Origin of the sequence: Phytobacter sp. MRY16-398, from assembly GCF_003925915.1 — a bacterium.
Taxonomy (GTDB): domain Bacteria; phylum Pseudomonadota; class Gammaproteobacteria; order Enterobacterales; family Enterobacteriaceae; genus Phytobacter; species Phytobacter diazotrophicus.
This window is the reverse complement of sequence record NZ_AP018756.1, coordinates 496,317-521,139: the sequence shown is the minus strand read 5'-3', so window position 1 is coordinate 521,139 and position 24,823 is coordinate 496,317. Positions and strand designations below refer to the sequence as shown.

Annotated in this window: 40 protein-coding genes and 1 pseudogene; 6 read left to right on the top strand and 35 right to left on the bottom strand. The window is 50.5% G+C overall.

The genetic code is table 11. From position 1 onward, the window contains the following. Positions 1–53 precede the first annotated feature (53 nt). From def to mscL, 5 genes are all read left to right on the top strand, one after another. Positions 54–563: a peptide deformylase gene (gene def / locus MRY16398_RS02490; protein WP_039076828.1), complete on the top strand. Its 510-nt coding sequence runs from the start codon at positions 54–56 to the stop codon at positions 561–563. A 14-nt stretch (positions 564–577) separates the two neighbouring features. Continuing rightward, entirely contained in the window at positions 578–1,525 is a 948-nt protein-coding gene (fmt, locus tag MRY16398_RS02485; protein WP_125123798.1) for a methionyl-tRNA formyltransferase, read from the top strand. 48 nt (positions 1,526–1,573) lie between these two features. After that, the gene (gene rsmB / locus MRY16398_RS02480; RefSeq protein ID WP_039076826.1) at positions 1,574–2,863 is read left to right on the top strand and encodes a 16S rRNA (cytosine(967)-C(5))-methyltransferase RsmB; all 1,290 of its coding nucleotides are present in this window, start codon (positions 1,574–1,576) and stop codon (positions 2,861–2,863) included. Positions 2,864–2,885: 22 nt separating this feature from the next. Further along, positions 2,886–4,262, top strand: a complete 1,377-nt coding sequence (gene trkA, locus MRY16398_RS02475) for a Trk system potassium transporter TrkA (protein ID WP_039076825.1) — start codon at positions 2,886–2,888, stop codon at positions 4,260–4,262. A 139-nt stretch (positions 4,263–4,401) separates the two neighbouring features. Then, a complete protein-coding gene (mscL, locus tag MRY16398_RS02470; protein WP_039076824.1) occupies positions 4,402–4,815 on the top strand; it encodes a large-conductance mechanosensitive channel protein MscL in 414 nt (137 codons plus the stop codon). Here mscL and MRY16398_RS02465 read toward each other — a convergent pair. The 31 genes and pseudogenes from MRY16398_RS02465 to rpsJ form a co-directional block, all read right to left on the bottom strand. Continuing rightward, positions 4,706–5,031: pseudogene (locus MRY16398_RS02465) on the bottom strand (alternative ribosome-rescue factor A). The gene mscL and the pseudogene MRY16398_RS02465 sit on opposite strands and share 110 nt — an antisense overlap. A gap of 57 nt (positions 5,032–5,088) precedes the next feature. Next, the gene (zntR, locus tag MRY16398_RS02460; protein ID WP_125123797.1) at positions 5,089–5,514 is read right to left on the bottom strand and encodes a Zn(2+)-responsive transcriptional regulator; all 426 of its coding nucleotides are present in this window, start codon (positions 5,512–5,514) and stop codon (positions 5,089–5,091) included. A 2-nt stretch (positions 5,515–5,516) separates the two neighbouring features. Then, the gene (locus MRY16398_RS02455; protein ID WP_125123796.1) at positions 5,517–5,885 is read right to left on the bottom strand and encodes a DnaJ family domain-containing protein; all 369 of its coding nucleotides are present in this window, start codon (positions 5,883–5,885) and stop codon (positions 5,517–5,519) included. 107 nt (positions 5,886–5,992) lie between these two features. Further along, entirely contained in the window at positions 5,993–6,379 is a 387-nt protein-coding gene (gene rplQ, locus MRY16398_RS02450; RefSeq protein WP_001216372.1) for a 50S ribosomal protein L17, read from the bottom strand. 40 nt (positions 6,380–6,419) lie between these two features. Then, positions 6,420–7,409 (bottom strand): DNA-directed RNA polymerase subunit alpha, encoded by a 990-nt coding sequence (locus tag MRY16398_RS02445; protein ID WP_034461761.1) that lies wholly within the window; start codon positions 7,407–7,409, stop codon positions 6,420–6,422. A 25-nt stretch (positions 7,410–7,434) separates the two neighbouring features. Next, positions 7,435–8,055, bottom strand: coding sequence for a 30S ribosomal protein S4 (rpsD, locus tag MRY16398_RS02440; protein WP_000135224.1), 621 nt, complete (start codon positions 8,053–8,055; stop codon positions 7,435–7,437). 33 nt (positions 8,056–8,088) lie between these two features. Further along, positions 8,089–8,478 (bottom strand): 30S ribosomal protein S11, encoded by a 390-nt coding sequence (gene rpsK, locus MRY16398_RS02435; protein ID WP_002919257.1) that lies wholly within the window; start codon positions 8,476–8,478, stop codon positions 8,089–8,091. 16 nt (positions 8,479–8,494) lie between these two features. After that, on the bottom strand, positions 8,495–8,851 hold the full coding sequence (gene rpsM, locus MRY16398_RS02430) for a 30S ribosomal protein S13 (RefSeq protein WP_003863308.1): 357 nt from the start codon (positions 8,849–8,851) through the stop codon (positions 8,495–8,497). Positions 8,852–8,997: 146 nt separating this feature from the next. Next, complete coding sequence (gene rpmJ / locus MRY16398_RS02425) at positions 8,998–9,114, bottom strand: 50S ribosomal protein L36 (RefSeq protein WP_000868187.1); 117 nt, start codon at positions 9,112–9,114, stop codon at positions 8,998–9,000. 30 nt (positions 9,115–9,144) lie between these two features. Then, positions 9,145–10,476, bottom strand: coding sequence for a preprotein translocase subunit SecY (secY, locus tag MRY16398_RS02420; protein ID WP_039076820.1), 1,332 nt, complete (start codon positions 10,474–10,476; stop codon positions 9,145–9,147). A 7-nt stretch (positions 10,477–10,483) separates the two neighbouring features. Continuing rightward, entirely contained in the window at positions 10,484–10,918 is a 435-nt protein-coding gene (rplO, locus tag MRY16398_RS02415) for a 50S ribosomal protein L15 (protein ID WP_039076819.1), read from the bottom strand. A 3-nt stretch (positions 10,919–10,921) separates the two neighbouring features. Further along, complete coding sequence (gene rpmD, locus MRY16398_RS02410) at positions 10,922–11,101, bottom strand: 50S ribosomal protein L30 (RefSeq protein ID WP_001140434.1); 180 nt, start codon at positions 11,099–11,101, stop codon at positions 10,922–10,924. Positions 11,102–11,104: 3 nt separating this feature from the next. Then, entirely contained in the window at positions 11,105–11,608 is a 504-nt protein-coding gene (gene rpsE / locus MRY16398_RS02405; protein ID WP_039076818.1) for a 30S ribosomal protein S5, read from the bottom strand. Between the two features lie 14 nt (positions 11,609–11,622). Beyond that, the gene (gene rplR / locus MRY16398_RS02400) at positions 11,623–11,976 is read right to left on the bottom strand and encodes a 50S ribosomal protein L18 (RefSeq protein ID WP_039076817.1); all 354 of its coding nucleotides are present in this window, start codon (positions 11,974–11,976) and stop codon (positions 11,623–11,625) included. Between the two features lie 9 nt (positions 11,977–11,985). Continuing rightward, on the bottom strand, positions 11,986–12,519 hold the full coding sequence (gene rplF, locus MRY16398_RS02395; RefSeq protein WP_039076816.1) for a 50S ribosomal protein L6: 534 nt from the start codon (positions 12,517–12,519) through the stop codon (positions 11,986–11,988). Positions 12,520–12,531: 12 nt separating this feature from the next. After that, positions 12,532–12,924, bottom strand: coding sequence for a 30S ribosomal protein S8 (gene rpsH / locus MRY16398_RS02390; RefSeq protein ID WP_039076815.1), 393 nt, complete (start codon positions 12,922–12,924; stop codon positions 12,532–12,534). 33 nt (positions 12,925–12,957) lie between these two features. Next, positions 12,958–13,263 (bottom strand): 30S ribosomal protein S14, encoded by a 306-nt coding sequence (gene rpsN, locus MRY16398_RS02385; protein ID WP_039076814.1) that lies wholly within the window; start codon positions 13,261–13,263, stop codon positions 12,958–12,960. A 14-nt stretch (positions 13,264–13,277) separates the two neighbouring features. Beyond that, entirely contained in the window at positions 13,278–13,817 is a 540-nt protein-coding gene (gene rplE / locus MRY16398_RS02380) for a 50S ribosomal protein L5 (RefSeq protein ID WP_007702494.1), read from the bottom strand. 14 nt (positions 13,818–13,831) lie between these two features. Further along, the gene (rplX, locus tag MRY16398_RS02375; RefSeq protein WP_035894981.1) at positions 13,832–14,146 is read right to left on the bottom strand and encodes a 50S ribosomal protein L24; all 315 of its coding nucleotides are present in this window, start codon (positions 14,144–14,146) and stop codon (positions 13,832–13,834) included. A gap of 10 nt (positions 14,147–14,156) precedes the next feature. Further along, a complete protein-coding gene (gene rplN, locus MRY16398_RS02370; RefSeq protein ID WP_008457164.1) occupies positions 14,157–14,528 on the bottom strand; it encodes a 50S ribosomal protein L14 in 372 nt (123 codons plus the stop codon). Between the two features lie 162 nt (positions 14,529–14,690). Continuing rightward, positions 14,691–14,945 carry a 30S ribosomal protein S17 gene (gene rpsQ, locus MRY16398_RS02365; protein ID WP_000130100.1) on the bottom strand — a complete coding sequence of 85 codons (255 nt, stop codon included), beginning with the start codon at positions 14,943–14,945 and terminating at the stop codon, positions 14,691–14,693. Then, complete coding sequence (rpmC, locus tag MRY16398_RS02360) at positions 14,945–15,136, bottom strand: 50S ribosomal protein L29 (protein ID WP_032614707.1); 192 nt, start codon at positions 15,134–15,136, stop codon at positions 14,945–14,947. The genes rpsQ and rpmC overlap by 1 nt, the downstream gene beginning before the upstream one ends. Continuing rightward, positions 15,136–15,546: a 50S ribosomal protein L16 gene (rplP, locus tag MRY16398_RS02355; RefSeq protein WP_007369814.1), complete on the bottom strand. Its 411-nt coding sequence runs from the start codon at positions 15,544–15,546 to the stop codon at positions 15,136–15,138. Before rplP ends, rpmC begins: the two co-directional genes overlap by 1 nt. Before the next feature lie 12 nt (positions 15,547–15,558). Then, positions 15,559–16,260: a 30S ribosomal protein S3 gene (gene rpsC / locus MRY16398_RS02350; RefSeq protein WP_000529945.1), complete on the bottom strand. Its 702-nt coding sequence runs from the start codon at positions 16,258–16,260 to the stop codon at positions 15,559–15,561. Between the two features lie 17 nt (positions 16,261–16,277). Next, a complete protein-coding gene (gene rplV / locus MRY16398_RS02345; RefSeq protein WP_002919773.1) occupies positions 16,278–16,610 on the bottom strand; it encodes a 50S ribosomal protein L22 in 333 nt (110 codons plus the stop codon). A gap of 14 nt (positions 16,611–16,624) precedes the next feature. Further along, complete coding sequence (gene rpsS, locus MRY16398_RS02340) at positions 16,625–16,903, bottom strand: 30S ribosomal protein S19 (RefSeq protein ID WP_001138115.1); 279 nt, start codon at positions 16,901–16,903, stop codon at positions 16,625–16,627. A gap of 16 nt (positions 16,904–16,919) precedes the next feature. Beyond that, positions 16,920–17,741, bottom strand: coding sequence for a 50S ribosomal protein L2 (gene rplB, locus MRY16398_RS02335; protein WP_039076813.1), 822 nt, complete (start codon positions 17,739–17,741; stop codon positions 16,920–16,922). Positions 17,742–17,758: 17 nt separating this feature from the next. Then, entirely contained in the window at positions 17,759–18,061 is a 303-nt protein-coding gene (gene rplW / locus MRY16398_RS02330; protein WP_000617546.1) for a 50S ribosomal protein L23, read from the bottom strand. Beyond that, positions 18,058–18,663, bottom strand: coding sequence for a 50S ribosomal protein L4 (gene rplD, locus MRY16398_RS02325; protein ID WP_039076812.1), 606 nt, complete (start codon positions 18,661–18,663; stop codon positions 18,058–18,060). The genes rplW and rplD overlap by 4 nt, the downstream gene beginning before the upstream one ends. Positions 18,664–18,673: 10 nt before the next feature. Next, positions 18,674–19,303: a 50S ribosomal protein L3 gene (gene rplC, locus MRY16398_RS02320; RefSeq protein WP_039076811.1), complete on the bottom strand. Its 630-nt coding sequence runs from the start codon at positions 19,301–19,303 to the stop codon at positions 18,674–18,676. Between the two features lie 32 nt (positions 19,304–19,335). Continuing rightward, positions 19,336–19,647, bottom strand: coding sequence for a 30S ribosomal protein S10 (gene rpsJ, locus MRY16398_RS02315; RefSeq protein ID WP_001181005.1), 312 nt, complete (start codon positions 19,645–19,647; stop codon positions 19,336–19,338). Between the two features lie 370 nt (positions 19,648–20,017). Between rpsJ and MRY16398_RS02310 the strand changes: the two genes are divergently transcribed. Beyond that, on the top strand, positions 20,018–20,503 hold the full coding sequence (locus MRY16398_RS02310) for a prepilin peptidase (protein WP_125123795.1): 486 nt from the start codon (positions 20,018–20,020) through the stop codon (positions 20,501–20,503). On the opposite strand, the gene bfr is transcribed toward MRY16398_RS02310, so the two are convergent. From bfr to fusA, 4 genes are all read right to left on the bottom strand, one after another. Then, positions 20,487–20,963, bottom strand: coding sequence for a bacterioferritin (bfr, locus tag MRY16398_RS02305; RefSeq protein WP_039076809.1), 477 nt, complete (start codon positions 20,961–20,963; stop codon positions 20,487–20,489). The genes MRY16398_RS02310 and bfr overlap by 17 nt on opposite strands. Before the next feature lie 70 nt (positions 20,964–21,033). Next, positions 21,034–21,228, bottom strand: coding sequence for a bacterioferritin-associated ferredoxin (bfd, locus tag MRY16398_RS02300; RefSeq protein ID WP_039076808.1), 195 nt, complete (start codon positions 21,226–21,228; stop codon positions 21,034–21,036). A 187-nt stretch (positions 21,229–21,415) separates the two neighbouring features. Beyond that, the gene (gene tuf, locus MRY16398_RS02295) at positions 21,416–22,600 is read right to left on the bottom strand and encodes an elongation factor Tu (RefSeq protein WP_047372876.1); all 1,185 of its coding nucleotides are present in this window, start codon (positions 22,598–22,600) and stop codon (positions 21,416–21,418) included. A 70-nt stretch (positions 22,601–22,670) separates the two neighbouring features. Continuing rightward, a complete protein-coding gene (fusA, locus tag MRY16398_RS02290) occupies positions 22,671–24,785 on the bottom strand; it encodes an elongation factor G (RefSeq protein ID WP_041851438.1) in 2,115 nt (704 codons plus the stop codon). Positions 24,786–24,823 lie beyond the last annotated feature (38 nt).

The window sequence follows — 24,823 nt, the reverse complement described above, 5'->3', positions numbered from 1 at the left end:
TCTAGAATAGAGGGAATAATCTTTCTTACTCTTGAACACGACTCTGGATATTTATGGCAGTTTTGCAAGTGTTACATATTCCGGACGAGCGTCTTCGCAAAGTCGCCGCGCCGGTAAAAGAAGTTAATGCAGAAATTCAGCGTATCGTCGACGATATGTTTGAGACGATGTACGCCGAAGAAGGTATCGGTCTGGCTGCAACCCAGGTAGATATTCATCAACGTATTATCGTTATTGATGTCTCTGAAAACCGCGATGAGCAACTGGTGTTAATTAACCCGGAACTGCTGGAAAAAAGCGGCGAGACGGGAATTGAAGAGGGTTGCCTCTCTATTCCAGAGCAGCGTGCGCTTGTTCCGCGTGCCGAAAAAGTGAAAATCCGCGCGCTGAACCGCGAAGGTCAAACCTATGAGCTGGAAGCGGATGGCCTGTTGGCTATTTGCATTCAGCATGAGATGGATCATCTGGTCGGAAAATTGTTTATTGACTATCTGTCACCACTCAAGCAACAACGTATTCGCCAGAAAGTTGAAAAACTTGATCGCATGAAAGCGAGAGCTTAAGGATAAGAATCCACGTGTCAGATTCACTACGCATTATATTTGCCGGCACACCTGATTTTGCAGCGCGTCACCTCGACGCGCTGCTCTCTTCTGAGCATCAGATCGTTGGCGTATTCACTCAGCCTGATCGTCCTGCCGGACGCGGCAAAAAATTGATGCCGAGCCCGGTCAAAGTACTGGCTGAGGAGAAAGGGATTCCGGTATTTCAGCCAGTGTCTCTTCGTCCACAGGAAAATCAACAGATCGTTGCCGATTTGCAGGCCGATGTCATGGTGGTTGTCGCCTACGGCCTCATCCTGCCGAAAGCTGTTCTGGAGATGCCTCGTCTCGGCTGCCTGAACGTACACGGTTCTTTGCTCCCACGCTGGCGTGGTGCGGCACCGATCCAACGTTCCCTCTGGGCGGGTGACACGGAAACTGGCGTCACCATCATGCAAATGGATGTCGGGCTGGACACGGGGGATATGCTTTATAAGCTCTCCTGCCCAATCACTGCCGAAGACACCAGTGCGACACTCTACGATAAGCTGGCACAACTTGGCCCGCAGGGTTTGCTCGCAACGCTGACGCAAATTGCAACCGGTACGGCAACGCCCGAGATTCAGGACGAAACGCAGGTTACCTATGCTGAAAAACTTAGCAAAGAAGAAGCGCTTCTTGACTGGTCTTTGCCTGCTGAACAGCTTGAGCGTTGTATTCGAGCCTTCAATCCCTGGCCAATGAGCTATTTCGTCATTGAGGATCAGCCCGTTAAGGTCTGGAAGGCGTCGGTGATAAATAGCCAGGCTAAAGCCGAACCCGGCACCATTATTGAAGCTAATAAGCAAGGTATTCAGGTTGCAACGGCTGAGGGCATTTTGAATCTTGAATCGCTCCAACCCGCCGGTAAAAAAGCGATGAATGCCCAGGATTTACTAAACTCCCGGCGGGAGTGGTTTACGCCGGGCAATCGTCTGGTCTGACAATTATCTTTAAGCCCGGTACTACCGGGCGTTTTTATTTTCGTGGCTATGAAAAAAAATATTAATTTACGCAGCATGGCGGCACAGGCTATCGAGCAGGTCGTTGAACAAGGGCAATCCCTGAGTAATGTTCTTCCGCCGCTACAGCAAAAAGTCTCCGATAAAGACAAAGCACTGCTGCAGGAGCTCTGCTTTGGCGCACTGCGAACGCTCCCGCAACTGGACTGGCTTATCAACAAGCTGATGTCCCGCCCAATGACGGGTAAACAGCGTACCGTGCATTATCTGATTATGATTGGCCTGTATCAGCTACTGCATACCCGTATTCCGGCTCACGCCGCGCTGGCAGAGACCGTTGAAGGTGCCGTTGCTATCAAGCGTCCACAGCTTAAGGGCCTGATTAATGGTGTATTGCGTCAGTTCCAGCGCCAGCAAGAAGCCTTACAGGCTGAGTTTGAACAGAGTGAACAACGCTTCCTGCACCCAACATGGTTGCTAAAACGCCTGCAAAAAGCGTATCCACAACAGTGGCAACATATTGTCGAGGCCAATAATCTGCGTCCACCTATGTGGTTGCGCGTCAATCGTAACCATCACTCCCGTGACGCCTGGCTGGCGCTGCTGGCCGAAAGCGGAATGGAAGGATTCTCACATCCGGATTATCCCGATGCTGTACGCATGGCATCCGCGGTTCCTGTAAGCGCATTACCCGGTTTTGATGAGGGCTGGGTCACTGTCCAGGATGCGTCCGCACAGGGCTGTATAACTTTCCTTGAACCGCAAAATGGTGAACGCATCCTGGATTTGTGTGCCGCCCCAGGCGGTAAAACCACACATATCCTTGAAGCCGCTCCGCAAGCCCGCGTTCTGGCTATCGACATTGACGAGCAACGTCTTTCCCGCGTCTATGACAACCTTAAACGTCTGGGAATGAAGGCTGAGGTGAAGCAAGGCGATGGACGTCACCCTGCACAATGGTGCGGCGATGAGAAATTCGACCGTATTTTGCTGGATGCGCCCTGCTCAGCAACGGGGGTTATTCGTCGCCATCCGGATATCAAATGGTTGCGCCGGGATCGTGACATCAGCGAACTTGTACAATTACAGGCTGAGATTCTTGATGCTGTCTGGCCACATCTTAAACCTGGCGGGACGCTGGTGTATGCCACGTGCTCAGTTTTGCCGGAAGAGAACAGCCAACAAATTGCCGCATTCCTTTCACGTACGCCTGATGCTCGCTTAAACGTAACGGGAACACCAGAACGGCCAGGTCAGCAGAATCTGCCTGGAGCCGAAGAGGGTGACGGCTTCTTTTACGCTAAGCTTTCCAAACAATAAGTAGGATAACGGGTCGCAGCTGATGAAAATCATAATACTGGGCGCGGGGCAAGTCGGCGGAACGCTGGCGGAAAACCTGGTCGGTGAAAATAATGACATCACCGTCGTGGATACTAACGGCGATCGTCTGCGTAGTCTGCAGGACAAATTTGATTTACGCGTCGTCCAGGGGCATGGTTCACATCCACGCGTGCTGCGCGAGGCTGGTGCTGACGACGCAGATATGCTGGTTGCGGTAACCAGTTCTGACGAAACAAATATGGTTGCCTGCCAGGTGGCCTATTCATTGTTTAATACGCCAAACCGTATTGCACGCATCCGCTCCCCGGACTATGTGCGTGACGCAGACAAGTTGTTCCATTCTGAAGCTGTGCCTATTGACCACCTCATTGCCCCGGAGCAATTGGTCATCGACAGTCTTTATCGATTGATTGAATACCCGGGGGCGCTTCAGGTTGTGAATTTCGCCGAGGGGAAAGTTAGCCTCGCTGTCGTAAAAGCCTATTACGGCGGTCCCCTGGTAGGAAACGCGCTATCAACCATGCGCGAGCATATGCCGCATATTGATACTCGCGTCGCCGCTATTTTCCGTCATGACCGCCCTATTCGCCCACAGGGTTCAACGATTGTCGAAGCCGGTGATGAAGTCTTTTTCATCGCCGCGTCTCAACATATTCGTGCCGTGATGAGCGAGTTACAGCGTCTTGAAAAACCCTATAAGCGCATCATGCTGGTTGGTGGCGGGAATATCGGCGCTGGCCTGGCAATGCGCCTGGAAAAAGATTACAGCGTTAAATTGATCGAGCGCGATCAACAACGCGCGGCGGAACTGGCGGAAAAACTACAAAACACCATTGTATTTTATGGTGATGCGTCGGATCAGGAACTGCTCGCAGAAGAACATATTGACCAAATGGATCTCTTCATTGCCGTCACCAACGATGATGAGGCGAATATCATGTCCGCCATGTTGGCCAAGCGAATGGGCGCCAAGAAAGTCATGGTGCTCATTCAACGCCGTGCCTACGTCGATCTGGTGCAGGGCAGCGTGATCGATATTGCGATTTCACCACAGCAGGCCACTATTTCTGCGTTGCTAAGCCATGTGCGCAAAGCAGATATCGTCGGTGTGTCATCGCTGCGCCGCGGTGTTGCCGAAGCGATAGAGGCTGTGGCACATGGTGATGAGAGTACCTCGCGTGTCGTCGGACGTGTTATTGATGAGATTAAGCTGCCACCAGGCACAATTATCGGTGCCGTCGTGCGCGGTAATGATGTGATGATCGCCAACGATAATTTACGTATCGAACAGGGTGACCACGTCATCATGTTCCTTACCGACAAAAAATATATTACCGACGTTGAGCGCCTGTTCCAGCCCAGCCCTTTCTTCCTGTAATTATCGGGCGCCAGACCGGCGCCTTTTATTTAACCATGGTTTTATCAATGTTAATAAAATTCAGCAAATTTTTACCCTCAATGGAAAACGAGAATACATTTGTTAGACTTAACTTGTCTGACAGCACAAGGAGAAGAGCATGAGCTTGCTAAAAGAATTTCGCGAATTTGCGATGCGGGGAAATGTAGTTGATTTGGCAGTAGGTGTGATCATTGGGGCAGCATTCGGCAAGATTGTGTCGTCATTGGTTGCTGATATTATCATGCCGCCATTAGGGTTACTGATTGGTGGAATAGACTTTAAGCAATTTGCCCTAACTTTACGCGAAGCACAAGGCGATGTCCCGGCAGTCGTAATGCATTACGGTGTCTTCATCCAGAATATTTTCGACTTTATTATTGTCGCGTTTGCTATTTTCATGGCGATTAAATTGATTAACCGTCTCAAACGTAAACAGGAAGATGAACCCAAAGCACCGCCGGCTCCTGGCAAAGAGGAATTGCTGTTAACAGAAATCCGCGATCTGTTAAAAGAACAAAATAAACGCTCCTGATTAAGCTGTTTTAAGCAGAAGGCCAGTGGTAAATAAGCGATTCGCTTGCTTGCCACTGGCCTCCCAGTTCCCTTTCTTACCATGTTTGTCTTTGCGTAAATAACTCCCTTTCCCCTTCTTATTCTTCTCAACTCGCTGTCTGAACAAAGGGTCATGAAGCAATGCCTCGATGGCGTTATTGTTAATTTGCCCTTTCTTATGCTGATAGTGGCTCATAATTTCTCCAGATTGTGGTTTAAAACGGCGCAAGTGTAGGCTTGCTGGCAATAAAAATCAATGTCCAGAAGGAGCGCTGCTGGCCCCCTGCTCCAGGGCCTCGAGTATTGAGCAATAGACGCTACTGTGCGCACTCCCACAGCAAGCATCATTCAATTTCTGTAGAGAGCGTTGCATAATCTGCAATTCTTGAATTCTCGCTTCAACCTCGCTCAATCGCGCCTGAACAATGCTCTTGGATTCCTGGCAAGTGTGATGCTCAGGATCGATACGTATAGAGAGCAATTCACGAATAGACTCAAGCGTAAATCCAAGCTGGCGTGCATGTCGGATAAATTTCAGACGCTGTAAGTCATTGTCCGAATAAAGGCGAAAGCCACCCTCCGTTCTGATCTCGTGATCCATCATCTGCTGTTTTTCATAGTAGCGAATGGTGTCCGGGGTAACGTCAGCCAGTTTGGCTAATTCTCCAATGCGAAACATCTCTACTCCTCATCTAATTTCAGCATCAATGTTTCCGCATATTCGCCGCGAAGGAATTCCGTACTTAGTCCAGCTTGCTTTAATTTCAGCTCCAGAAGCGTCAATCTTCGACTTACTTCATGATAATCCGGATGATCCTGATGTATATGAGCCAGTAAGTCTGACAAAGCGAGTGCTTCGTTACGATATTCAAGTTCAGGCGGAAGACAGCCCGCATTTTTGAGTAAACGAAACCCTGCGCGTAGTTCAGGCGGGACATGTGAATCATCGTCCAGGACAAGCGGTTTACCGTTACCAGGCAAATGCTCAAATTCACCTTTTTTCTGCGCATCGAGGATATGTCGTTCTGCCCACTGGTCAAGTAACCACATACCACCTCCAGGAGAGGAACGAAAAACTTATAGATATTGTAGAGAATATGTAGGTTTTGAGGATATAAAAAAACCCGCCGAAGCGGGTTTTCTTACGTTACTGCAGATTACTCTGCAGCAGCTTCTGCTTTCGATTCAGAACGATCAACCAGCTCGATGTATGCCATCGGCGCATTGTCGCCTGCACGGAAGCCACACTTCAGAATGCGAGTGTAACCACCGGCACGGCTCGCGAAACGCGGGCCCAGTTCGTTAAACAGTTTTGCCACGATCTCGTTATCACGAGTGCGGGCGAATGCCAGACGACGATTAGCAACGCTATCAGTCTTGGCAAGAGTAATCAGCGGCTCAACTACGCGACGCAGTTCTTTCGCTTTCGGCAGGGTCGTCTTGATGATTTCATGACGAACCAGCGAACCTGCCATGTTGCGGAACATAGCCTGGCGATGGCTGCTGTTGCGGTTCAGTTGACGACCACTCTTACGATGGCGCATGACCTTATCCTTCTCAGTAAAACCTTAACCTGTGATCCGGTTACTCGTCAGCAATGCTTGCCGGCGGCCAGTTTTCCAGGCGCATGCCCAGAGACAGACCACGTGAGGCCAGCACATCTTTAATCTCGGTGAGAGATTTTTTACCCAGGTTCGGCGTTTTCAGCAACTCAACCTCGGTACGCTGTACCAGATCACCGATATAGTGGATAGCTTCTGCCTTGAGGCAGTTAGCAGAGCGGACAGTCAATTCCAGATCGTCAACAGGGCGCAGCAGGATCGGATCGAATTCTGGTTTCTCTTCTTTCACTTCCGGCTGACGTACATCACGTAAATCAACGAAAGCTTCCAGTTGTTCAGCCAGAATGGTGGCCGCACGACGAATCGCCTCTTCAGGATCGATTGTGCCGTTGGTTTCCATTTCGATGACCAGCTTGTCCAGGTCGGTACGCTGTTCTACACGCGCTGCTTCAACATTGTAGGCAATACGCTCTACAGGGCTGTAGCATGCGTCGACCAGCAGACGGCCGATTGGGCGCTCATCTTCTTCCGAATGAATTCGGGCAGAAGCCGGCACATAACCACGACCGCGCTGAACTTTGATACGCATGCTAATAGACGCGTTCTCATCGGTCAGGTGGCAGATCACGTGCTGCGGCTTGACGATTTCGACATCACCGTCGTGGGTAATGTCGGCTGCAGTCACAGGGCCAATGCCAGATTTATTCAGAGTAAGAATAACATCATCTTTACCCTGAACTCTCACCGCCAGCCCTTTCAGGTTGAGCAGGATTTCAAGGATATCTTCCTGAACGCCTTCTTTGGTGCTGTACTCATGAAGTACACCATCAATCTCAACCTCGGTCACCGCGCAACCCGGCATCGATGAGAGCAGAATACGGCGCAGTGCGTTACCCAGAGTATGGCCAAAGCCACGCTCTAAAGGCTCAAGGGTCACCTTGGCGTGCGTCGAACTCACTTGCTCGATATCTACCAGGCGCGGTTTTAGAAACTCTGTCACAGAACCCTGCATTGTGTCCTCTCTTTGGTACTAAGCTTTACTTGGAGTAAAGCTCGACGATCAGGTGTTCGTTAATGTCCGCAGACAGATCAGAACGCTCCGGCTTACGCTTGAACGTGCCTTCCATCTTGCCAGCATCAACTTCCAGCCAGGTTGGCTTTTCACGCTGCTCAGCCAGCTCCAGAGCGGCTTTCACGCGAGACTGCTTTTTCGCTTTCTCACGAATGCTAACAACGTCATTCGGACTAACCTGATAAGAAGCGATGTTAACAACACGACCGTTTACCATGATAGCCTTGTGGCTAACCAGCTGGCGTGCTTCTGCACGAGTGGCGCCGAAGCCCATACGGTATACAACGTTGTCCAGACGACCTTCCAGCAGAGCCAACAGGTTTTCACCGGTGTTGCCTTTCAGACGTGCTGCTTCTTTATAGTAGTTACGGAACTGACGCTCCAGCACACCGTAGATACGGCGAACTTTTTGCTTTTCACGCAACTGCACACCATAGTCAGACAGACGCGGTTTACGCGCACCGTGCTGGCCAGGAGCTTGTTCAATTTTACACTTGGTATCGATCGCGCGAACGCCAGACTTAAGGAATAAGTCGGTGCCCTCACGACGGCTCAGCTTGAGCTTAGGACCCAAATATCTTGCCATTTTCTTTCTCCAACAATCCTAGAAACGACAGCGTTATACGCGACGTTTTTTCGGCGGACGACAACCGTTATGAGGGATCGGAGTCACATCAGTAATATTAGTGATGCGGAAACCAGCGGCGTTCAGAGCACGAATAGTAGATTCGCGACCCGGACCCGGACCTTTGACCATAACTTCCAGATTCTTGATGCCGTATTCTTTAACGGCTTCTGCACAACGCTCTGCTGCAACCTGAGCTGCGAACGGAGTGGATTTGCGAGAACCACGGAAACCGGAACCACCGGCTGTTGCCCAACCCAATGCGTTACCCTGACGATCAGTAATAGTAACGATGGTGTTGTTGAAAGAAGCATGGATATGAGCCACGCCGTCAGAGACTTGTTTTCTTACACGTTTACGTGCACGAATTGGTGCCTTTGCCATTATTCAATCACCCCGATTATTTCTTGATCGGTTTGCGCGGACCCTTACGGGTACGTGCGTTGGTCTTAGTACGCTGACCGCGCACTGGCAGACCACGACGATGACGCAAACCGCGATAGCAACCAAGATCCATCAGGCGCTTGATGCTCATGCTGATTTCACGGCGCAGATCACCTTCAACGACAAATTTGGCAACTTCGTCACGCAGCGTGTCGATTTGTTCTTCAGACAGCTCACTGATCTTAACATCTTCAGCGATACCCGCTGCAGCCAGGATGGCTTTGGAACGGGTCTTGCCGACGCCGTAGATCGAAGTTAATGCGATCACGGCATGTTTCTGATCAGGAATGTTAATGCCTGCTATACGGGCCACTATGCACTCCTATAATTTTACTTGTACGCACCATGCTGAAAAGCCCGTTTTCAGGATACTCAAATGGAAACGCACAGACATACAAAAGATTGGCTGGCTAATCTAGCCAGCTCAACCCAACTTTGCAAGAAAAATATGCGAAATAATCAGCCTTGGCGCTGTTTATGTTTCGGCTCGGCACTGCAAATCACGCGGATGACGCCATCACGCTTAACGATTTTGCAGTTACGGCATAATTTCTTGACGGAAGCACGAACTTTCATTTTTACTCTCCGTAACTTCTCGGGCGACCATTAACGGCCATAGCCTTTCAGGTTCGCCTTCTTCAATGCAGACTCGTACTGACTTGACATCATCAGAGTTTGCACTTGAGCCATAAAGTCCATAATCACGACAACAACGATAAGCAGCGAGGTCCCACCGAAGTAGAACGGCACTTTCATCGCATCACGCATGAACTCCGGGATCAGGCAGATAAAAGTAATATACAACGCACCAATCAAAGTCAGGCGTGTCATTACCTTATCGATATACTTCGCCGTTTGCTCTCCCGGACGAATTCCTGGTACAAATGCACCGGACTTCTTCAGGTTATCTGCTGTTTCACGCGGATTGAAAACCAACGCCGTGTAGAAGAAACAGAAGAAGATGATTGCAGACGCATAGAGTAACACATAAAGCGGTTGCCCAGGCTGCAAATACAGCGAAATTGTTGTCAGCCAGTTCCAACCAGTACCGCCCCCGAACCATGACGCGATGGTTGCCGGGAACAGAATAATACTGGAAGCGAAAATTGCCGGGATTACCCCCGCCATATTCACTTTCAGCGGCAAATGTGTGCTCTGAGCAGCATAGACACGACGCCCCTGCTGACGTTTAGCGTAGTTTACCACAATGCGGCGTTGACCACGTTCAACGAATACAACAAAGAACGTCACTGCAAATACTAATACTGCAACCAACAGCAACAGGAGGAAGTGCAGGTCGCCTTGACGCGCTTGCTCGATAGTATGGGCAATGGCTGGCGGGAGTCCCGCAACGATACCGGCGAAGATAATGATTGAGATACCGTTACCGATACCACGCTCAGTAATCTGTTCGCCGAGCCACATCAGGAACATTGTCCCTGTAACCAGACTCACAACAGCGGTGAAATAGAATGCAAAGCCCGGGTTAATAACCAGGCCCTGCATACCAGGCATATTCGGCAAACCGGTAGCAATACCGGTTGCCTGAAATATTGCCAGCACCAGAGTGCCGTAACGGGTGTACTGGCTAATCTTACGACGACCAGATTCCCCTTCTTTCTTCAGTTCTGCCAGGGCCGGATGAACGACCGTCAGCAGCTGGATAATAATTGATGCCGAGATGTACGGCATAATACCCAGAGCGAAGATAGAAGCACGGCTGAGAGCACCACCAGAGAACATGTTAAACATTTCAATGATGGTGCCTCGCTGTTGCTCAAGCAGTTTGGCAAGTACAGCGGCATCAATACCAGGGATCGGAATAAAAGAGCCAATACGGAACACAATAAGCGCACCGATAACAAACAGCAGTCTGCGTTTCAGCTCGCCTAAGCCACCTTTGGCACTTTGAAAATCTAATCCCGGTTGTTTAGCCATCTGCTACTTATTCCTCGATTTTACCGCCAGCAGCTTCGATAGCAGCACGAGCGCCTTTAGTAACACGCAGGCCACGAACAGTTACCGGAGTAGAAACTTCACCAGACAGGATCACTTTCGCGAACTCGATCTGAATACCGATAATGTTTGCTGCTTTCAGCGTGTTCAGGTCAACTACGTCGCCTTCTACTTTAGCCAGATCAGAGAGGCGGACCTCTGCAGTGATCATTGCTTTACGAGAAGTGAAACCGAATTTCGGCAGACGACGGTACAGAGGCATCTGACCACCCTCGAAACCGCGACGTACGCCACCGCCAGAACGAGAGTTCTGACCTTTGTGACCACGACCACCGGTTTTACCGAGGCCAGAACCGATACCACGACCCAGGCGTTTACCCGCCTTTTTGGAGCCTTCGGCCGGAGACAGAGTATTTAAACGCATCTCTTACTCCTCAACTTTAACCATGAAGGAAACCGCGTTGACCATACCACGAACAGCAGGAGTATCCTCGCGCTCTACGGTGTGACCAATACGACGCAGACCCAGGCCAAGCAGCGTTGCCTTGTGTTTCGGCAGACGACCGATTGCACTGCGGGTTTGAGTAATTTTAATAGTCTTTGCCATGGTTTATTTCCCCAGAATTTCTTCAACGGATTTACCACGCTTGGCAGCGACCATTTCTGGAGAATTCATATTTTCCAGGCCATCAATAGTTGCACGAACCACGTTGATCGGGTTGGTGGAACCATATGCTTTAGCCAGAACGTTATGAACCCCAGCGACTTCCAGAACGGCGCGCATTGCACCACCGGCGATGATACCGGTACCTTCGGAAGCCGGCTGCATGAATACACGAGAACCCGTGTGAGTACCCTTAACCGGGTGCTGCAGGGTGCCGTGGTTCAGCGCGACGTTAATCATATTGCGACGGGCTTTTTCCATCGCTTTCTGGATCGCTGCTGGAACTTCACGCGCTTTACCGTAACCAAAACCTACGCGACCGTTACCGTCACCTACCACAGTCAGAGCTGTGAAGGAGAAAATACGACCACCTTTAACGGTTTTAGATACGCGGTTTACCGCGATCAGCTTTTCCTGCAGTTCGCCAGCTTGTTTTTCGATGTGAGCCATCTTACACCTCTACCTTAGAACTGAAGGCCAGCTTCACGGGCAGCATCTGCCAGTGCCTGGACACGACCATGATATTGGAACCCGGAACGGTCAAAGGACACATCTTTGATGCCTTTTTCCAGAGCGCGTTCAGCGACAGCTTTACCCACAGCTGCAGCCGCGTCTTTGTTACCGGTGTACTTCAGTTGTTCAGAGATAGCTTTTTCTACAGTAGAAGCAGCTACCAGAACTTCAGAACCGTTCGGTGCAATTACCTGTGCGTAAATATGACGCGGGGTACGATGTACCACCAGGCGAGTTGCGCCCAGCTCTTTGAGCTTGCGGCGTGCGCGGGTCGCACGACGGATACGAGCAGATTTCTTATCCATAGTGTTACCTTACTTCTTCTTAGCCTCTTTGGTACGCACGACTTCGTCGGCGTAACGAACACCCTTGCCTTTGTAAGGCTCAGGACGACGGTAGGCGCGCAGATCAGCTGCAACCTGACCGATCAACTGTTTATCAGCGCCTTTCAGCACGATTTCAGTTTGAGTCGGGCACTCTGCAGTGATGCCAGCCGGCAGTTGATGGTCAACAGGATGAGAGAAACCTAAAGCCAGGTTTACTGCATTCCCTTTAACCGCTGCACGGTAACCTACACCAACCAGCTGCAGCTTCTTAGTGAAGCCTTCGGTAACACCGATAACCATTGAGTTCAGCAGGGCACGCGCGGTACCAGCCTGAGCCCAACCGTCTGCGTAACCATCACGCGGACCGAAAGTCAGAGCGTTATCTGCATGTTTCACTTCAACAGCATCGTTGAGAGTACGAGTCAGCTCGCCGTTTTTACCTTTGATCGTGATAACCTGACCGTTGAGTTTTACATCAACGCCGGCAGGAATAACGACCGGTGCTTTAGCAACACGAGACATTTTTTCCTCCGATTAGGCTACGTAGCAGATAATTTCGCCACCAAGACCAGCCTGGCGCGCTGCACGATCAGTCATAACACCTTTAGAGGTAGAAACAACTGCAATACCCAGACCACCCATAACTTTCGGCAGCTCATCTTTTTTCTTATAGATGCGCAGACCTGGGCGGCTGACACGCTGAATGCTTTCTACAACAGCTTTGCCCTGGAAGTATTTAAGAGCTACTTCCAGTTCAGGCTTGGTGTCGCCTTCGATTTTGAAATCTTCAATAAAACCTTCTTCCTTCAGCACATTGGCAATTGCCACTTTCAGCTTGGAGGAAGGCATGGTGACCGCAGCTTTGTTCGCGGCCTGACCGTTACGGATACGGGTCAGCATATCCGCGATCGGATCTTGCATGCTCATCTGTCTTTACTCCCGTGATTCAATTGGTGACAATTACCAGCTAGCCTTTTTCAGACCCGGGATTTCACCGCGCATAGCGGCTTCACGGACCTTAATACGGCTCAACCCGAACTTCCGCAGGAAAGCGTGCGGACGACCAGTTTGACGGCAGCGATTACGCTGACGAGACGGGCTGGAATCACGCGGCAGAGTCTGCAGCTTGAGAACGGCATTCCAACGATCTTCGTCGGTTGCGTTCACATCAGAGATGATAGCTTTCAGTTCAGCGCGTTTAGCGAAGAATTTATCAGCTAAAGCTACGCGCTTTACTTCGCGTGCTTTCATTGATTGCTTAGCCATTAAGTAACCCTACCTTACTTGCGGAACGGGAAGTCAAAGGCAGCCAGCAGAGCACGGCCTTCTTCATCAGATTTCGCAGTAGTGGTAATGGTAATATCCAAACCACGCACGCGGTCGACTTTATCGTAGTCGATTTCTGGGAAGATGATCTGCTCACGGACACCCATGCTGTAGTTACCACGACCGTCGAAAGACTTAGCGGACAAGCCACGGAAGTCACGGATACGCGGTACAGCAATAGTGATCAGGCGCTCAAAGAACTCCCACATGCGTTCGCCACGCAGAGTTACTTTACAGCCGATCGGATAGCCCTGACGGATTTTGAAGCCTGCAACAGATTTGCGTGCTTTGGTGATCAACGGTTTTTGACCGGAGATTGCTGCCAGGTCAGCTGCTGCGTTATCCAGCAGTTTCTTGTCAGCGATCGCTTCACCAACACCCATGTTCAGGGTGATCTTCTCGACCCGAGGGACTTGCATGACAGAATTGTAGTTAAACTCAGTCATGAGTTTGTTAACTACTTCGTCTTTGTAGTAATCATGCAGTTTCGCCATCGTACTACTCCAAATTACTTGATAGTTTCGCTGTTAGACTTGAAGAAACGGACTTTTTTGCCGTCTTCGAATCTAAAGCCTACACGGTCAGCCTTGCCGGTTGCCGCATTGAAGAGTGCAATGTTAGAGATCTGAATAGCTGCTTCTTTCTCAACAATGCCGCCTGGTTGGTTCAGGGCCGGAACCGGCTTCTGATGTTTCTTAACCAGGTTGATACCTTCAACAATGACCTTGCCGGAAGACAGGACATTCTTAACTTTACCGCGTTTACCTTTATCTTTACCGGTTAACACGATAACTTCGTCATCACGACGGATTTTCGCTGCCATGATTCGCTCCTTAGAGTACTTCTGGTGCCAGAGAGATAATTTTCATGAACTTCTCGTTGCGAAGTTCACGAGTTACCGGCCCAAAAATACGCGTACCGATAGGCTGCTCGCTGTTATTGTTTAAAATAACGCATGCATTACCATCGAAGCGAATGACAGAACCGTCCGGGCGACGAACACCCTTCTTGGTGCGCACCACTACCGCCTTCAGCACATCACCTTTTTTGACCTTACCACGCGGAATTGCTTCTTTGATGGTGATCTTGATGATGTCGCCTACGCCTGCGTAGCGACGGTGCGAGCCACCCAGAACCTTGATACACATTACGCGACGTGCACCGGAGTTGTCGGCGACGGTCAGCATAGTCTGTTCTTGGATCATTTTAGTGCTCCGCTAATGTCAACTACTACTGAGACCCTAAAAACGGGTCGTTAAAAAAGCCCCATATCGGGGGCGCGGCATTATAACACCGCTTCTTAGATATGGGTAGAAAAAATAAACGGCCCATCGCTGGACCGTTTATTATTGAGAATGCGTACTGTATTACAGAACCGCTTTCTCTACAACGCGAACCAGCGTCCAGGACTTAGTCTTGGACAGCGGACGGCATTCGCGGATTTCAACCACGTCGCCGATACCGCATTCGTTGTTCTCGTCATGTACGTGCAGTTTGGTCGTACGCTTGATGAATTTACCGTAGATCGGGTGTTTCACAAAACGTTCGATAGCAACAACAATGGATTTCTCCATTTTGTCGCTAACTACGCGACCTTGCAGAGTACGGATTTTATCGGTCATTACGCACCCGCCTTCTGAGTCAGTAAAGTCTTAACGCGTGCAACATCACGACGAACCTGCTTCAGCAGGTGAGTCTGTTGCAGCTGGCCACTTGCAGCCTGCATACGCAGGTTGAACTGCTCACGCAGCAGGTTCAGCAGCTCAGCGTTCAGCTCTTCAACGCTTTTTTCACGCAGCTCATTTGCTTTCATTACATCACCGTCTTAGTTACAAAGGTGGTTTTAATCGGCAGTTTTGCTGCTGCCAGCTCGAAGGCTTCACGGGCCAGCTCTTCCGGAACGCCGTCCATTTCATACAGGACTTTACCCGGCTGAATCAAGGCAACCCAATACTCCACGTTACCTTTACCTTTACCCATACGAACTTCCAGCGGCTTCTCGGTGATCGGTTTGTCCGGGAATACACGGATCCAGATCTTACCCTGACGCTTAACTGCACGTGTCATGGCACGACGTGCTGCTTCAATCTGACGAGCGGTCAGACGACCACGGCCAACAGCTTTCAGACCGTAAGTGCCGAAGCTCACATCCGTGCCCTGCGCCAGACCACGGTTGCGGCCTTTGTGCACCTTACGGAATTTTGTACGCTTTGGTTGTAACATCAGCGACGCTCCTTATTTACGGCCTTTACGCTGCTGCTTTTTCGGTTGAGCAGCCGGTTTTTCCGGTTGTTCAACAGCAGCCATACCACCAAGGATCTCACCTTTGAAGATCCACACTTTAACGCCGATTACACCATAAGTGGTGTGCGCTTCAGAGGTGTTGTAGTCAATGTCAGCACGCAGAGTGTGCAGCGGAACACGACCTTCGCGGTACCATTCAGTACGTGCGATTTCCGCGCCGCCCAGACGGCCGCTAACTTCAACTTTGATACCTTTAGCGCCCAGACGCATTGCGTTCTGTACAGCACGCTTCATAGCACGACGGAACATTACACGACGTTCCAGCTGAGAAGTGATGCTGTCAGCAACCAGTTTTGCGTCCAGTTCAGGTTTACGAACTTCGGCGATATTGATCTGAGCAGGAACGCCAGCGATATCCGCTACGACCTTGCGCAGTTTTTCTACGTCTTCGCCTTTCTTACCGATAACGATACCCGGGCGAGCGGTGTGAATGGTCACACGGATGCTCTTAGCCGGACGCTCGATAACGATACGAGATACGGACGCTTTAGCCAGTTCCTTAGTCAGGTACTGGCGTACTTTAAAATCGCTGTCCAGGTTGTCAGCGAATTCTTTGGTGTTCGCGAACCAGGTAGAGTTCCAAGGTTTGACAATACCCAGGCGAATACCATTAGGATGTACTTTCTGACCCATTGCTAGTCTCCAGAGTCTCAGCGATCGGACACAACCACAGTAATGTGGCTGGTGCGCTTCAGGATGCGATCTGCACGACCTTTTGCACGCGGCATAATGCGCTTCATGCTCGGGCCTTCGTCTACGAAAATTTTCGCAACTTTCAGATCGTCAATGTCAGCGCCATCGTTGTGTTCAGCGTTAGCAATGGCAGATTCCAGAACTTTCTTGACCAGTACAGCCGCTTTCTTATTGGTGTAGGTCAGAATATCCAGGGCCTGCGACACTTTCTTACCGCGAATCAGGTCAGCAACAAGGCGTACCTTCTGAGCAGAAGAACGAGCATGGCGATGTTGAGCTAAAGTTTCCATCTCTTCCTCCTACCTTATTTCTTCTTCGCTTTTTTATCAGCAGCGTGGCCGCGATAAGTACGAGTCGGTGCGAATTCACCCAGTTTGTGACCGACCATTTCGTCGGAAACAAATACCGGAACGTGCTGACGACCATTATGGACAGCGATGGTCAAACCGATCATGTTAGGAAAGATCGTTGAACGACGGGACCAAGTGCGCAGGGGCTTCTTGTCTCCGCTTTCCACCGCTTTCTCTACCTTCTTCAGCAAGTGCAGGTCAATAAAAGGACCTTTCTTGAGAGAACGTGGCATGGCTTATCCTCTAATATTATTTGCTACGGCGACGTACGATAAATTTATCAGTACGCTTGTTGCTGCGGGTCTTCTTACCTTTGGTCTGAACGCCCCACGGAGTTACCGGGTGCTTACCAAAGTTACGACCTTCACCACCACCATGTGGGTGGTCGACTGGGTTCATCGCAGTACCGCGAACGGTAGGACGAACACCACGCCAGCGTGCAGCACCTGCTTTACCCAGAACGCGCAGCATATGCTCAGCATTGCCAACTTCGCCCAGAGTAGCGCGGCAGTCTGCTTCGACTTTACGCATTTCACCAGAACGCAGACGCAGGGTGACATAAGCACCATCACGAGCAACGATCTGAACGTAAGTACCAGCGGAACGTGCCAGCTGACCGCCTTTACCTGGTTTCATTTCTACGTTATGAACGGTAGAACCAACCGGGATATTGCGCATCGGCAGGGTATTGCCTGCTTTGATTGCAGCATCAACGCCAGACTGAATCTGGTCGCCAGCTTTCAGGCCTTTAGGGGCCAGGATGTAACGGCGTTCGCCATCTTTGTACAGAACCAGCGCGATGTTCGCGGAACGGTTCGGATCGTACTCAAGACGCTCAACAACTGCCGGGATACCGTCTTTGTTGCGTTTGAAGTCAACCAGACGATAAGCCTGCTTGTGGCCACCACCGATGTGACGAGTGGTGATACGGCCATTGTTGTTACGACCACCGGATTTGCTGTTTTTTTCCAGCAGCGGAGCAAAAGGTTTGCCCTTGTGCAGCTCAGGGTTAACCACTTTAACTACGTGGCGACGACCCGGAGATGTCGGTTTACATTTAACAACTGCCATTGTATTACTCCTCCGACTTACTCAGCGCCGCCAACGAAGTCCAGATTCTGGCCTTCTTTCAGGGTGACGTAAGCTTTTTTCCAGTCGCTACGACGACCGATACGCTGTCCGTGACGTTTAACTTTCCCTTTAACAACCAGGGTGTTAACGACTTCGACTTCGACTTCAAACAGTTTCTGCACAGCAGCTTTGATTTCTGCTTTGGTCGCGTCTTTAGCAACTTTGAGAACGATGGTGTTAGTTTTTTCCATCGCAGTAGACGCTTTTTCAGAAACGTGCGGTGCGCGCAGCACCTTCAGCAGACGTTCTTCACGAATCATGCCAGCATCTCCTCAACTTGCTTAACAGCATCAGCAGTCATTACGACTTTGTCGAAGGCGATCAGGCTAACCGGGTCGATACCAGTTGCATCGCGTACGTCAACCTTGTGCAGGTTGCGCGCAGCCAGGAACAGGTTTTCGTCCAGCTCACCGGTGATGATCAGCACATCTTCCAGAGCCATGTCTTTCAGTTTCTGTGCCAGCAGCTTAGTTTTAGGCGCTTCTACAGAGAAAGATTCGACAACGATCAGACGATCCTGACGTACCAGTTCGGACAGAATGCTTTTCAGCGCGCCGCGGTACATCTTTTTGTTAACTTTTTGACTGTGGTCCTGCGGACGCGCAGCGAAAGTTACGCCACCAGAACGCCAGATCGGGCTCTTGATAGAACCAGAACGCGCACGGCCGGTACCTTTCTGGCGCCACGGTTTTTTACCGGAACCAGTTACTTCAGCACGAGTCTTCTGAGCACGAGAACCCTGACGTGCACCAGCTGCATAAGCAACAACAACCTGGTGTACCAGCGCTTCGTTAAAATCACGACCGAAGGTAGTTTCGGAAACAGTCAGCGCGCTCTGCGCGTCTTTCAATACTAATTCCATTGCTATCTCCTCACGCCTTCACAGCTGGTTTAACGATCAGGTCGCTACCGGTTGCACCCGGGACCGCACCTTTAACCAGCAGCAGGTTGCGCTCAGCGTCAACACGTACTACGTCCAGGCTCTGAACAGTGACACGTTCGTTACCCAGCTGACCTGCCATTTTCTTGCCTTTGAACACTTTGCCCGGAGTCTGGTTCTGACCGATAGAACCCGGAACGCGGTGAGACAAGGAGTTACCGTGGGTAGCGTCCTGGGTACGGAAGTTCCAGCGCTTAACGGTACCTGCGAAACCTTTACCTTTAGAGGTGCCAGTTACGTCAACTTTTTTAACTTCGGCAAACAGCTCAACGCTAATGCTCTGACCTACGGTGAACTCTTCGCCGTCAGCAAGACGGAATTCCCACAGACCACGGCCAGCTTCTACGCCAGCTTTAGCGAAGTGACCCGCTTCCGGCTTGGTTACACGGTTAGCTTTTTTAGCACCAGTGGTAACCTGAACAGCGCGGTAGCCATCGTTAGCCAGATCTTTAACCTGAGTAACGCGGTTTGCTTCAACTTCGATTACGGTTACTGGGATAGATACGCCATCTTCAGTGAAGATGCGGGTCATACCCACTTTTTTACCGACTAAACCAATCATTGTTTCAACCTCTCAATCGCTCGATGACCTGATTAACCCAGGCTGATCTGCACGTCTACACCGGCAGCCAGGTCCAGACGCATCAGAGCATCAACGGTTTTCTCGGTTGGCTCAACGATGTCAACCAGACGCTTGTGAGTGCGGATTTCGTACTGATCGCGCGCGTCTTTGTTGACGTGCGGGGAGATCAGAACGGTGAAGCGCTCTTTGCGGGTCGGCAGCGGGATCGGACCACGGACTTGCGCACCAGTGCGCTTAGCAGTCTCGACGATTTCCGCGGTTGATTGATCGATCAGACGATGATCAAACGCTTTCAGGCGGATACGGATTCTTTGGTTCTGCATGAGACCAGAGCTCCAATTATTTTATAGACGAAATGATTACTCCTCATACCCATTACGATTGATGGGAGAGTGTAACCGTTCTTACATAGCCCCCCGATTGGGAGCATTGTTTGATAGCCAAATGCGCTATCAGGGTTCATATCGAACCAGCCGTCAATTACGACAAGCCCGCGCATTATACGTAAATCTCGCATTTACGCAAGGGGCGTTTATAAATTAAACGCCTGTGCGTGAAGCGTCGCACATCGCTTGCCGCGCTATGCAAGGCAGTTATCTTTTCTGGAGCTTGTACGCAAGAGCGCGCTTGCCCCTCTTTTGCCGTTTATCTCTGTCGCTGATGCTCAATCATCAGCGAGCATGCGGAGGTTATATGGCAGTTACAATTCTCTTTATATGTATTTATCTTGTACTTAATACATTACTGGTTTGGTATGACGTCCGGCAGAGCCTTCTACCCGATCGCTTCACCTGCCCTCTTCTCTGGAGTGGGCTGTTTTATTGTGGCTGGTTCAATCCCATGCTGTTACAGGAAAAGGTATTAGGGGCTATTGCGGGTTATGTCGGATTCGCGGCACTTTATTGGGGGTATCGCTTCCTACGTAATAAGGAAGGACTCGGCTATGGTGATGTGAAATTTCTGGCGGCCCTGGGTGCCTGGCATGGCTGGGAAGCCTTACCCATGCTTGTCTTTGTTGCCGCATCACTTGCGTCCGGCGCCGCTTGCCTTATGTCCATAAGACGCAGAAGCATGCAGATAATAAAAAACCCGCTGCCTTTTGGTCCATTCCTGGCGGGCGCGGGTTTGTTCATGGCTTACCAAAGCATCTTTAGGACGATGGTTAATCTTGAACCTTGATTTGCGACTGGAGATAGTTCTGCAAACCAATCTTACCGATAAGGTCCAGCTCGGTTTCCAGCCAGTCAATGTGGCCTTCTTCATCGGCCAGGATTTCAATCATCATGTCCCGGCTGACATAATCATGCACGCTGTCAGCATAGGCAATGGCTTCACGCAAATCTCTGGCGCCTTCCAGCTCCAGTCGTAAATCGGACTGTAGCATCTCTTCAACGTCTTCACCGATACCGAGTTTGCCCAGATCTTGCAGATTTGGAATGCCTTCAAGAAACAAAATACGCTCGATGTATTTATCGGCGTGTTTCATTTCATCGATGGATTCATGATATTCAACATCATTAAGGCGCATCAGACCCCAGTTCTTGAACATTCTCGCATGGAGAAAATACTGGTTGATTGCGACAAGCTCGTTTCCCAATAACTTATTGAGATAATTTATAACTTTGACATCACCTTTCATTATAGTCCCTCCGCTTCCACTCATTGAAGCGTAGATCGGGCTACAGGGAAGTCAAAAAAAAGCAGAAGACTCAGGCGGTTTCTTTATATTCCGGGATCTGCAGCAACTCATCCTGCATGATTTCGCGAGCAGCGCGTACGCACTTACCACACTGATTTCCCACAGGAATAAACTTGCGCAATTGCTGGAATGATTGAGGATGGAACTGGCGTACAGCCTGGCGAATTTTTTTATCACTTACACCATTACACAAACAAACGTACATAATCACTCCCGTTCAATTTATGCGCAAAGTGTAAATGAGAATAGTTATGATTACAATAGCACAGGGATCTTTGTATGGTGGGATCATGAGAAAAAATGCGAACAAATATGATGGCAGACAGCAAGAAGGCAGGCAGCAAAAAGGGCGCCTTAGCGCCCTTTTCAATTCAAAACTAATTAACGAGTAATTAGCCCAGAACTTTTGCTACAACGCCCGCGCCTACAGTACGGCCGCCTTCACGGATTGCGAAACGCAGACCGTCGTCCATCGCGATCGGGTGGATCAGGGTAACAACCATTTTGATGTTGTCGCCCGGCATTACCATCTCTACGCCTTCCGGCAGTTCGATGGTGCCAGTCACGTCAGTTGTACGGAAGTAGAACTGCGGACGGTAGCCTTTGAAGAACGGAGTATGACGGCCGCCTTCGTCTTTGGACAGAATGTACACTTCGGATTCGAACTTGGTGTGCGGCTTGATGGTGCCCGGCTTAGCCAGTACCTGACCACGTTCGATTTCTTCACGTTTGATACCACGCAGCAGAACACCAACGTTCTCACCAGCACGGCCTTCGTCCAGCAGTTTGCGGAACATTTCAACGCCGGTACAGGTAGATTTCGCAGTATCTTTGATACCAACGATTTCAACTTCTTCACCAACTTTGATGATACCGCGCTCTACACGACCGGTAACAACGGTACCACGACCGGAGATGGAGAATACGTCTTCGATCGGCAGCAGGAACGGCTTGTCAATCGCACGCTCTGGTTCCGGGATATAGGTATCCAGGTGGCCAGCCAGTTCGATGATTTTCGCCTCCCACTCAGCTTCGCCTTCCAGCGCTTTCAGAGCAGAACCACGAACGATCGGAGTGTCGTCGCCCGGGAAATCGTACTGAGACAGAAGTTCACGAACTTCCATTTCAACCAGTTCCAGCAGCTCTTCGTCATCAACCATGTCGCATTTGTTCAGGAACACGATGATGTACGGAACGCCTACCTGACGACCCAGCAGGATGTGCTCACGAGTCTGCGGCATCGGGCCGTCAGTCGCAGCAACAACCAGGATCGCGCCGTCCATCTGCGCAGCACCGGTGATCATGTTTTTAACATAGTCGGCGTGGCCTGGGCAGTCTACGTGTGCGTAGTGACGGATCGCAGTATCGTACTCAACGTGAGAGGTGTTGATGGTGATACCACGTGCTTTTTCTTCCGGCGCGTTATCGATCTGGTCGAATGCACGAGCCTGGCCACCGTAAGTTTTGGACAGAACGGTAGTGATTGCAGCAGTCAGAGTAGTTTTACCGTGGTCAACGTGGCCGATGGTGCCGACGTTAACGTGCGGTTTTGTACGTTCAAATTTTTCTTTAGACACGGCTATATTCCTTACTATAGTGCTCCCCCCTTATGGAGAGAGCACGGGACTTTGGTTTTAACCCTGCGGCTTATTTACCACGGGCTTCGATTACGGCCTGAGCAACGTTGTTCGGGGCATCATCATACTTCAGGAATTCCATAGTGTACGATGCGCGACCTTTGGTCAGAGAACGCAGCTGAGTTGCGTATCCGAACATTTCAGACAGCGGTACTTCAGCGTGGATCTTAACGCCAGTCACTTCGGATTCCTGACCGCGCAGCATACCGCGACGACGGCTCAAGTCACCAATAACGTCACCAGTGTTCTCTTCCGGAGTCTCTACTTCAACCTTCATGATCGGCTCAAGCAGAACTGGTTTTGCTTTCTTAAAGCCTTCTTTAAAGGCAATAGACGCAGCCAGTTTAAACGCCAGTTCAGAGGAGTCAACGTCATGGTAAGAACCGAAGTGCAGACGCACGCCCATGTCAACTACCGGGTAACCAGCCAGCGGACCAGATTTCAGCTGCTCCTGGATGCCTTTATCAACGGCCGGGATGTATTCGCCAGGAATTACACCACCTTTAATGTCGTTGATGAACTCGTAACCTTTCGGATTTGAGCCCGGCTCCAGCGGGTACATGTCGATAACAACATGACCATACTGACCACGACCACCAGACTGTTTCGCGTGTTTACCTTCAACATCGGTAACTTTCTGGCGAATCGCTTCACGGTAAGCAACCTGAGGTTTACCTACGTTAGCTTCAACGTTGAATTCACGTTTCATACGGTCAACGATGATATCGAGGTGCAGTTCACCCATACCAGCGATGATGGTCTGGTTAGATTCTTCGTCAGTCCATACACGGAAAGACGGGTCTTCTTTAGCCAGACGGCCCAGAGCCAGACCCATTTTTTCCTGGTCAGCTTTGGTTTTCGGTTCTACTGCGATGGAGATTACCGGTTCCGGGAATTCCATACGCTCCAGAATGATCGGGTGATCCGGGTTACACAGGGTGTCACCGGTGGTCACGTCTTTCAGACCGATAGCTGCAGCGATATCGCCCGCGCGAACTTCTTTGATCTCTTCACGTTTGTTCGCGTGCATCTGCACGATACGACCAAAACGTTCACGAGCCGCTTTCACGGAGTTCAGTACGGTATCACCAGAGTTAACCACGCCAGAGTACACGCGGAAGAACGTCAGGTTACCTACGAACGGGTCGGTAGCGATTTTGAATGCCAGCGCAGAGAACGGCTCGTCATCACTTGCGTGACGTTCAGCCGGGGTATCTTTACCGTCGTCCAGAATACCGTTGATTGCCGGTACGTCAGTCGGTGCAGGCAGGTAATCAATTACCGCATCCAGCATCGCCTGAACACCTTTGTTCTTAAATGCAGAACCACAGGTTACCAGGATGATTTCGTTGTTCAGAACACGCTGACGCAGCGCTTTCTTGATCTCTTCCTCGGTCAGCTCTTCGCCGCCCAGGTATTTTTCCATCAGCTCTTCAGACGCTTCAGCTGCGGACTCGATCAGGTTCTGGTGCCATTCGTCAGCCAGGTCCTGCATGTCAGCCGGGATATCTTCGTAAACGAAGGTAACGCCCTGGTCTGCATCGTTCCAGTTGATGGCTTTCATTTTCACCAGGTCAACAACACCGGTGAAACCTTCTTCAGCACCAATCGCCAGCTGCAGCGGAACAGGGTTCGCGCCCAGACGGGTTTTGATCTGACCAACAACTTTCAGGAAGTTCGCGCCCATACGGTCCATTTTGTTAACGAACGCGATACGCGGAACTTTATATTTGTTTGCCTGACGCCATACGGTTTCAGACTGCGGCTGAACACCACCAACTGCGCAGTAAACCATTACCGCGCCATCAAGAACACGCATGGAACGTTCTACTTCGATGGTGAAGTCAACGTGCCCCGGGGTGTCGATGATGTTTACGCGATGCGGTTCATACTGTTTGGCCATACCAGACCAGAATGCAGTAGTTGCAGCGGAAGTGATGGTGATACCACGTTCCTGCTCCTGCTCCATCCAGTCCATGGTAGCGGCGCCGTCGTGAACTTCACCGATTTTGTGGTTTACACCGGTGTAGAACAGAATACGTTCGGTAGTCGTGGTTTTACCGGCGTCGATGTGCGCACTGATACCGATGTTACGGTAGCGTGCGATGGGTGTTGTACGAGCCATTTGATTCCTCGTTTATTGCTTTAGACGTTCAGATTAAG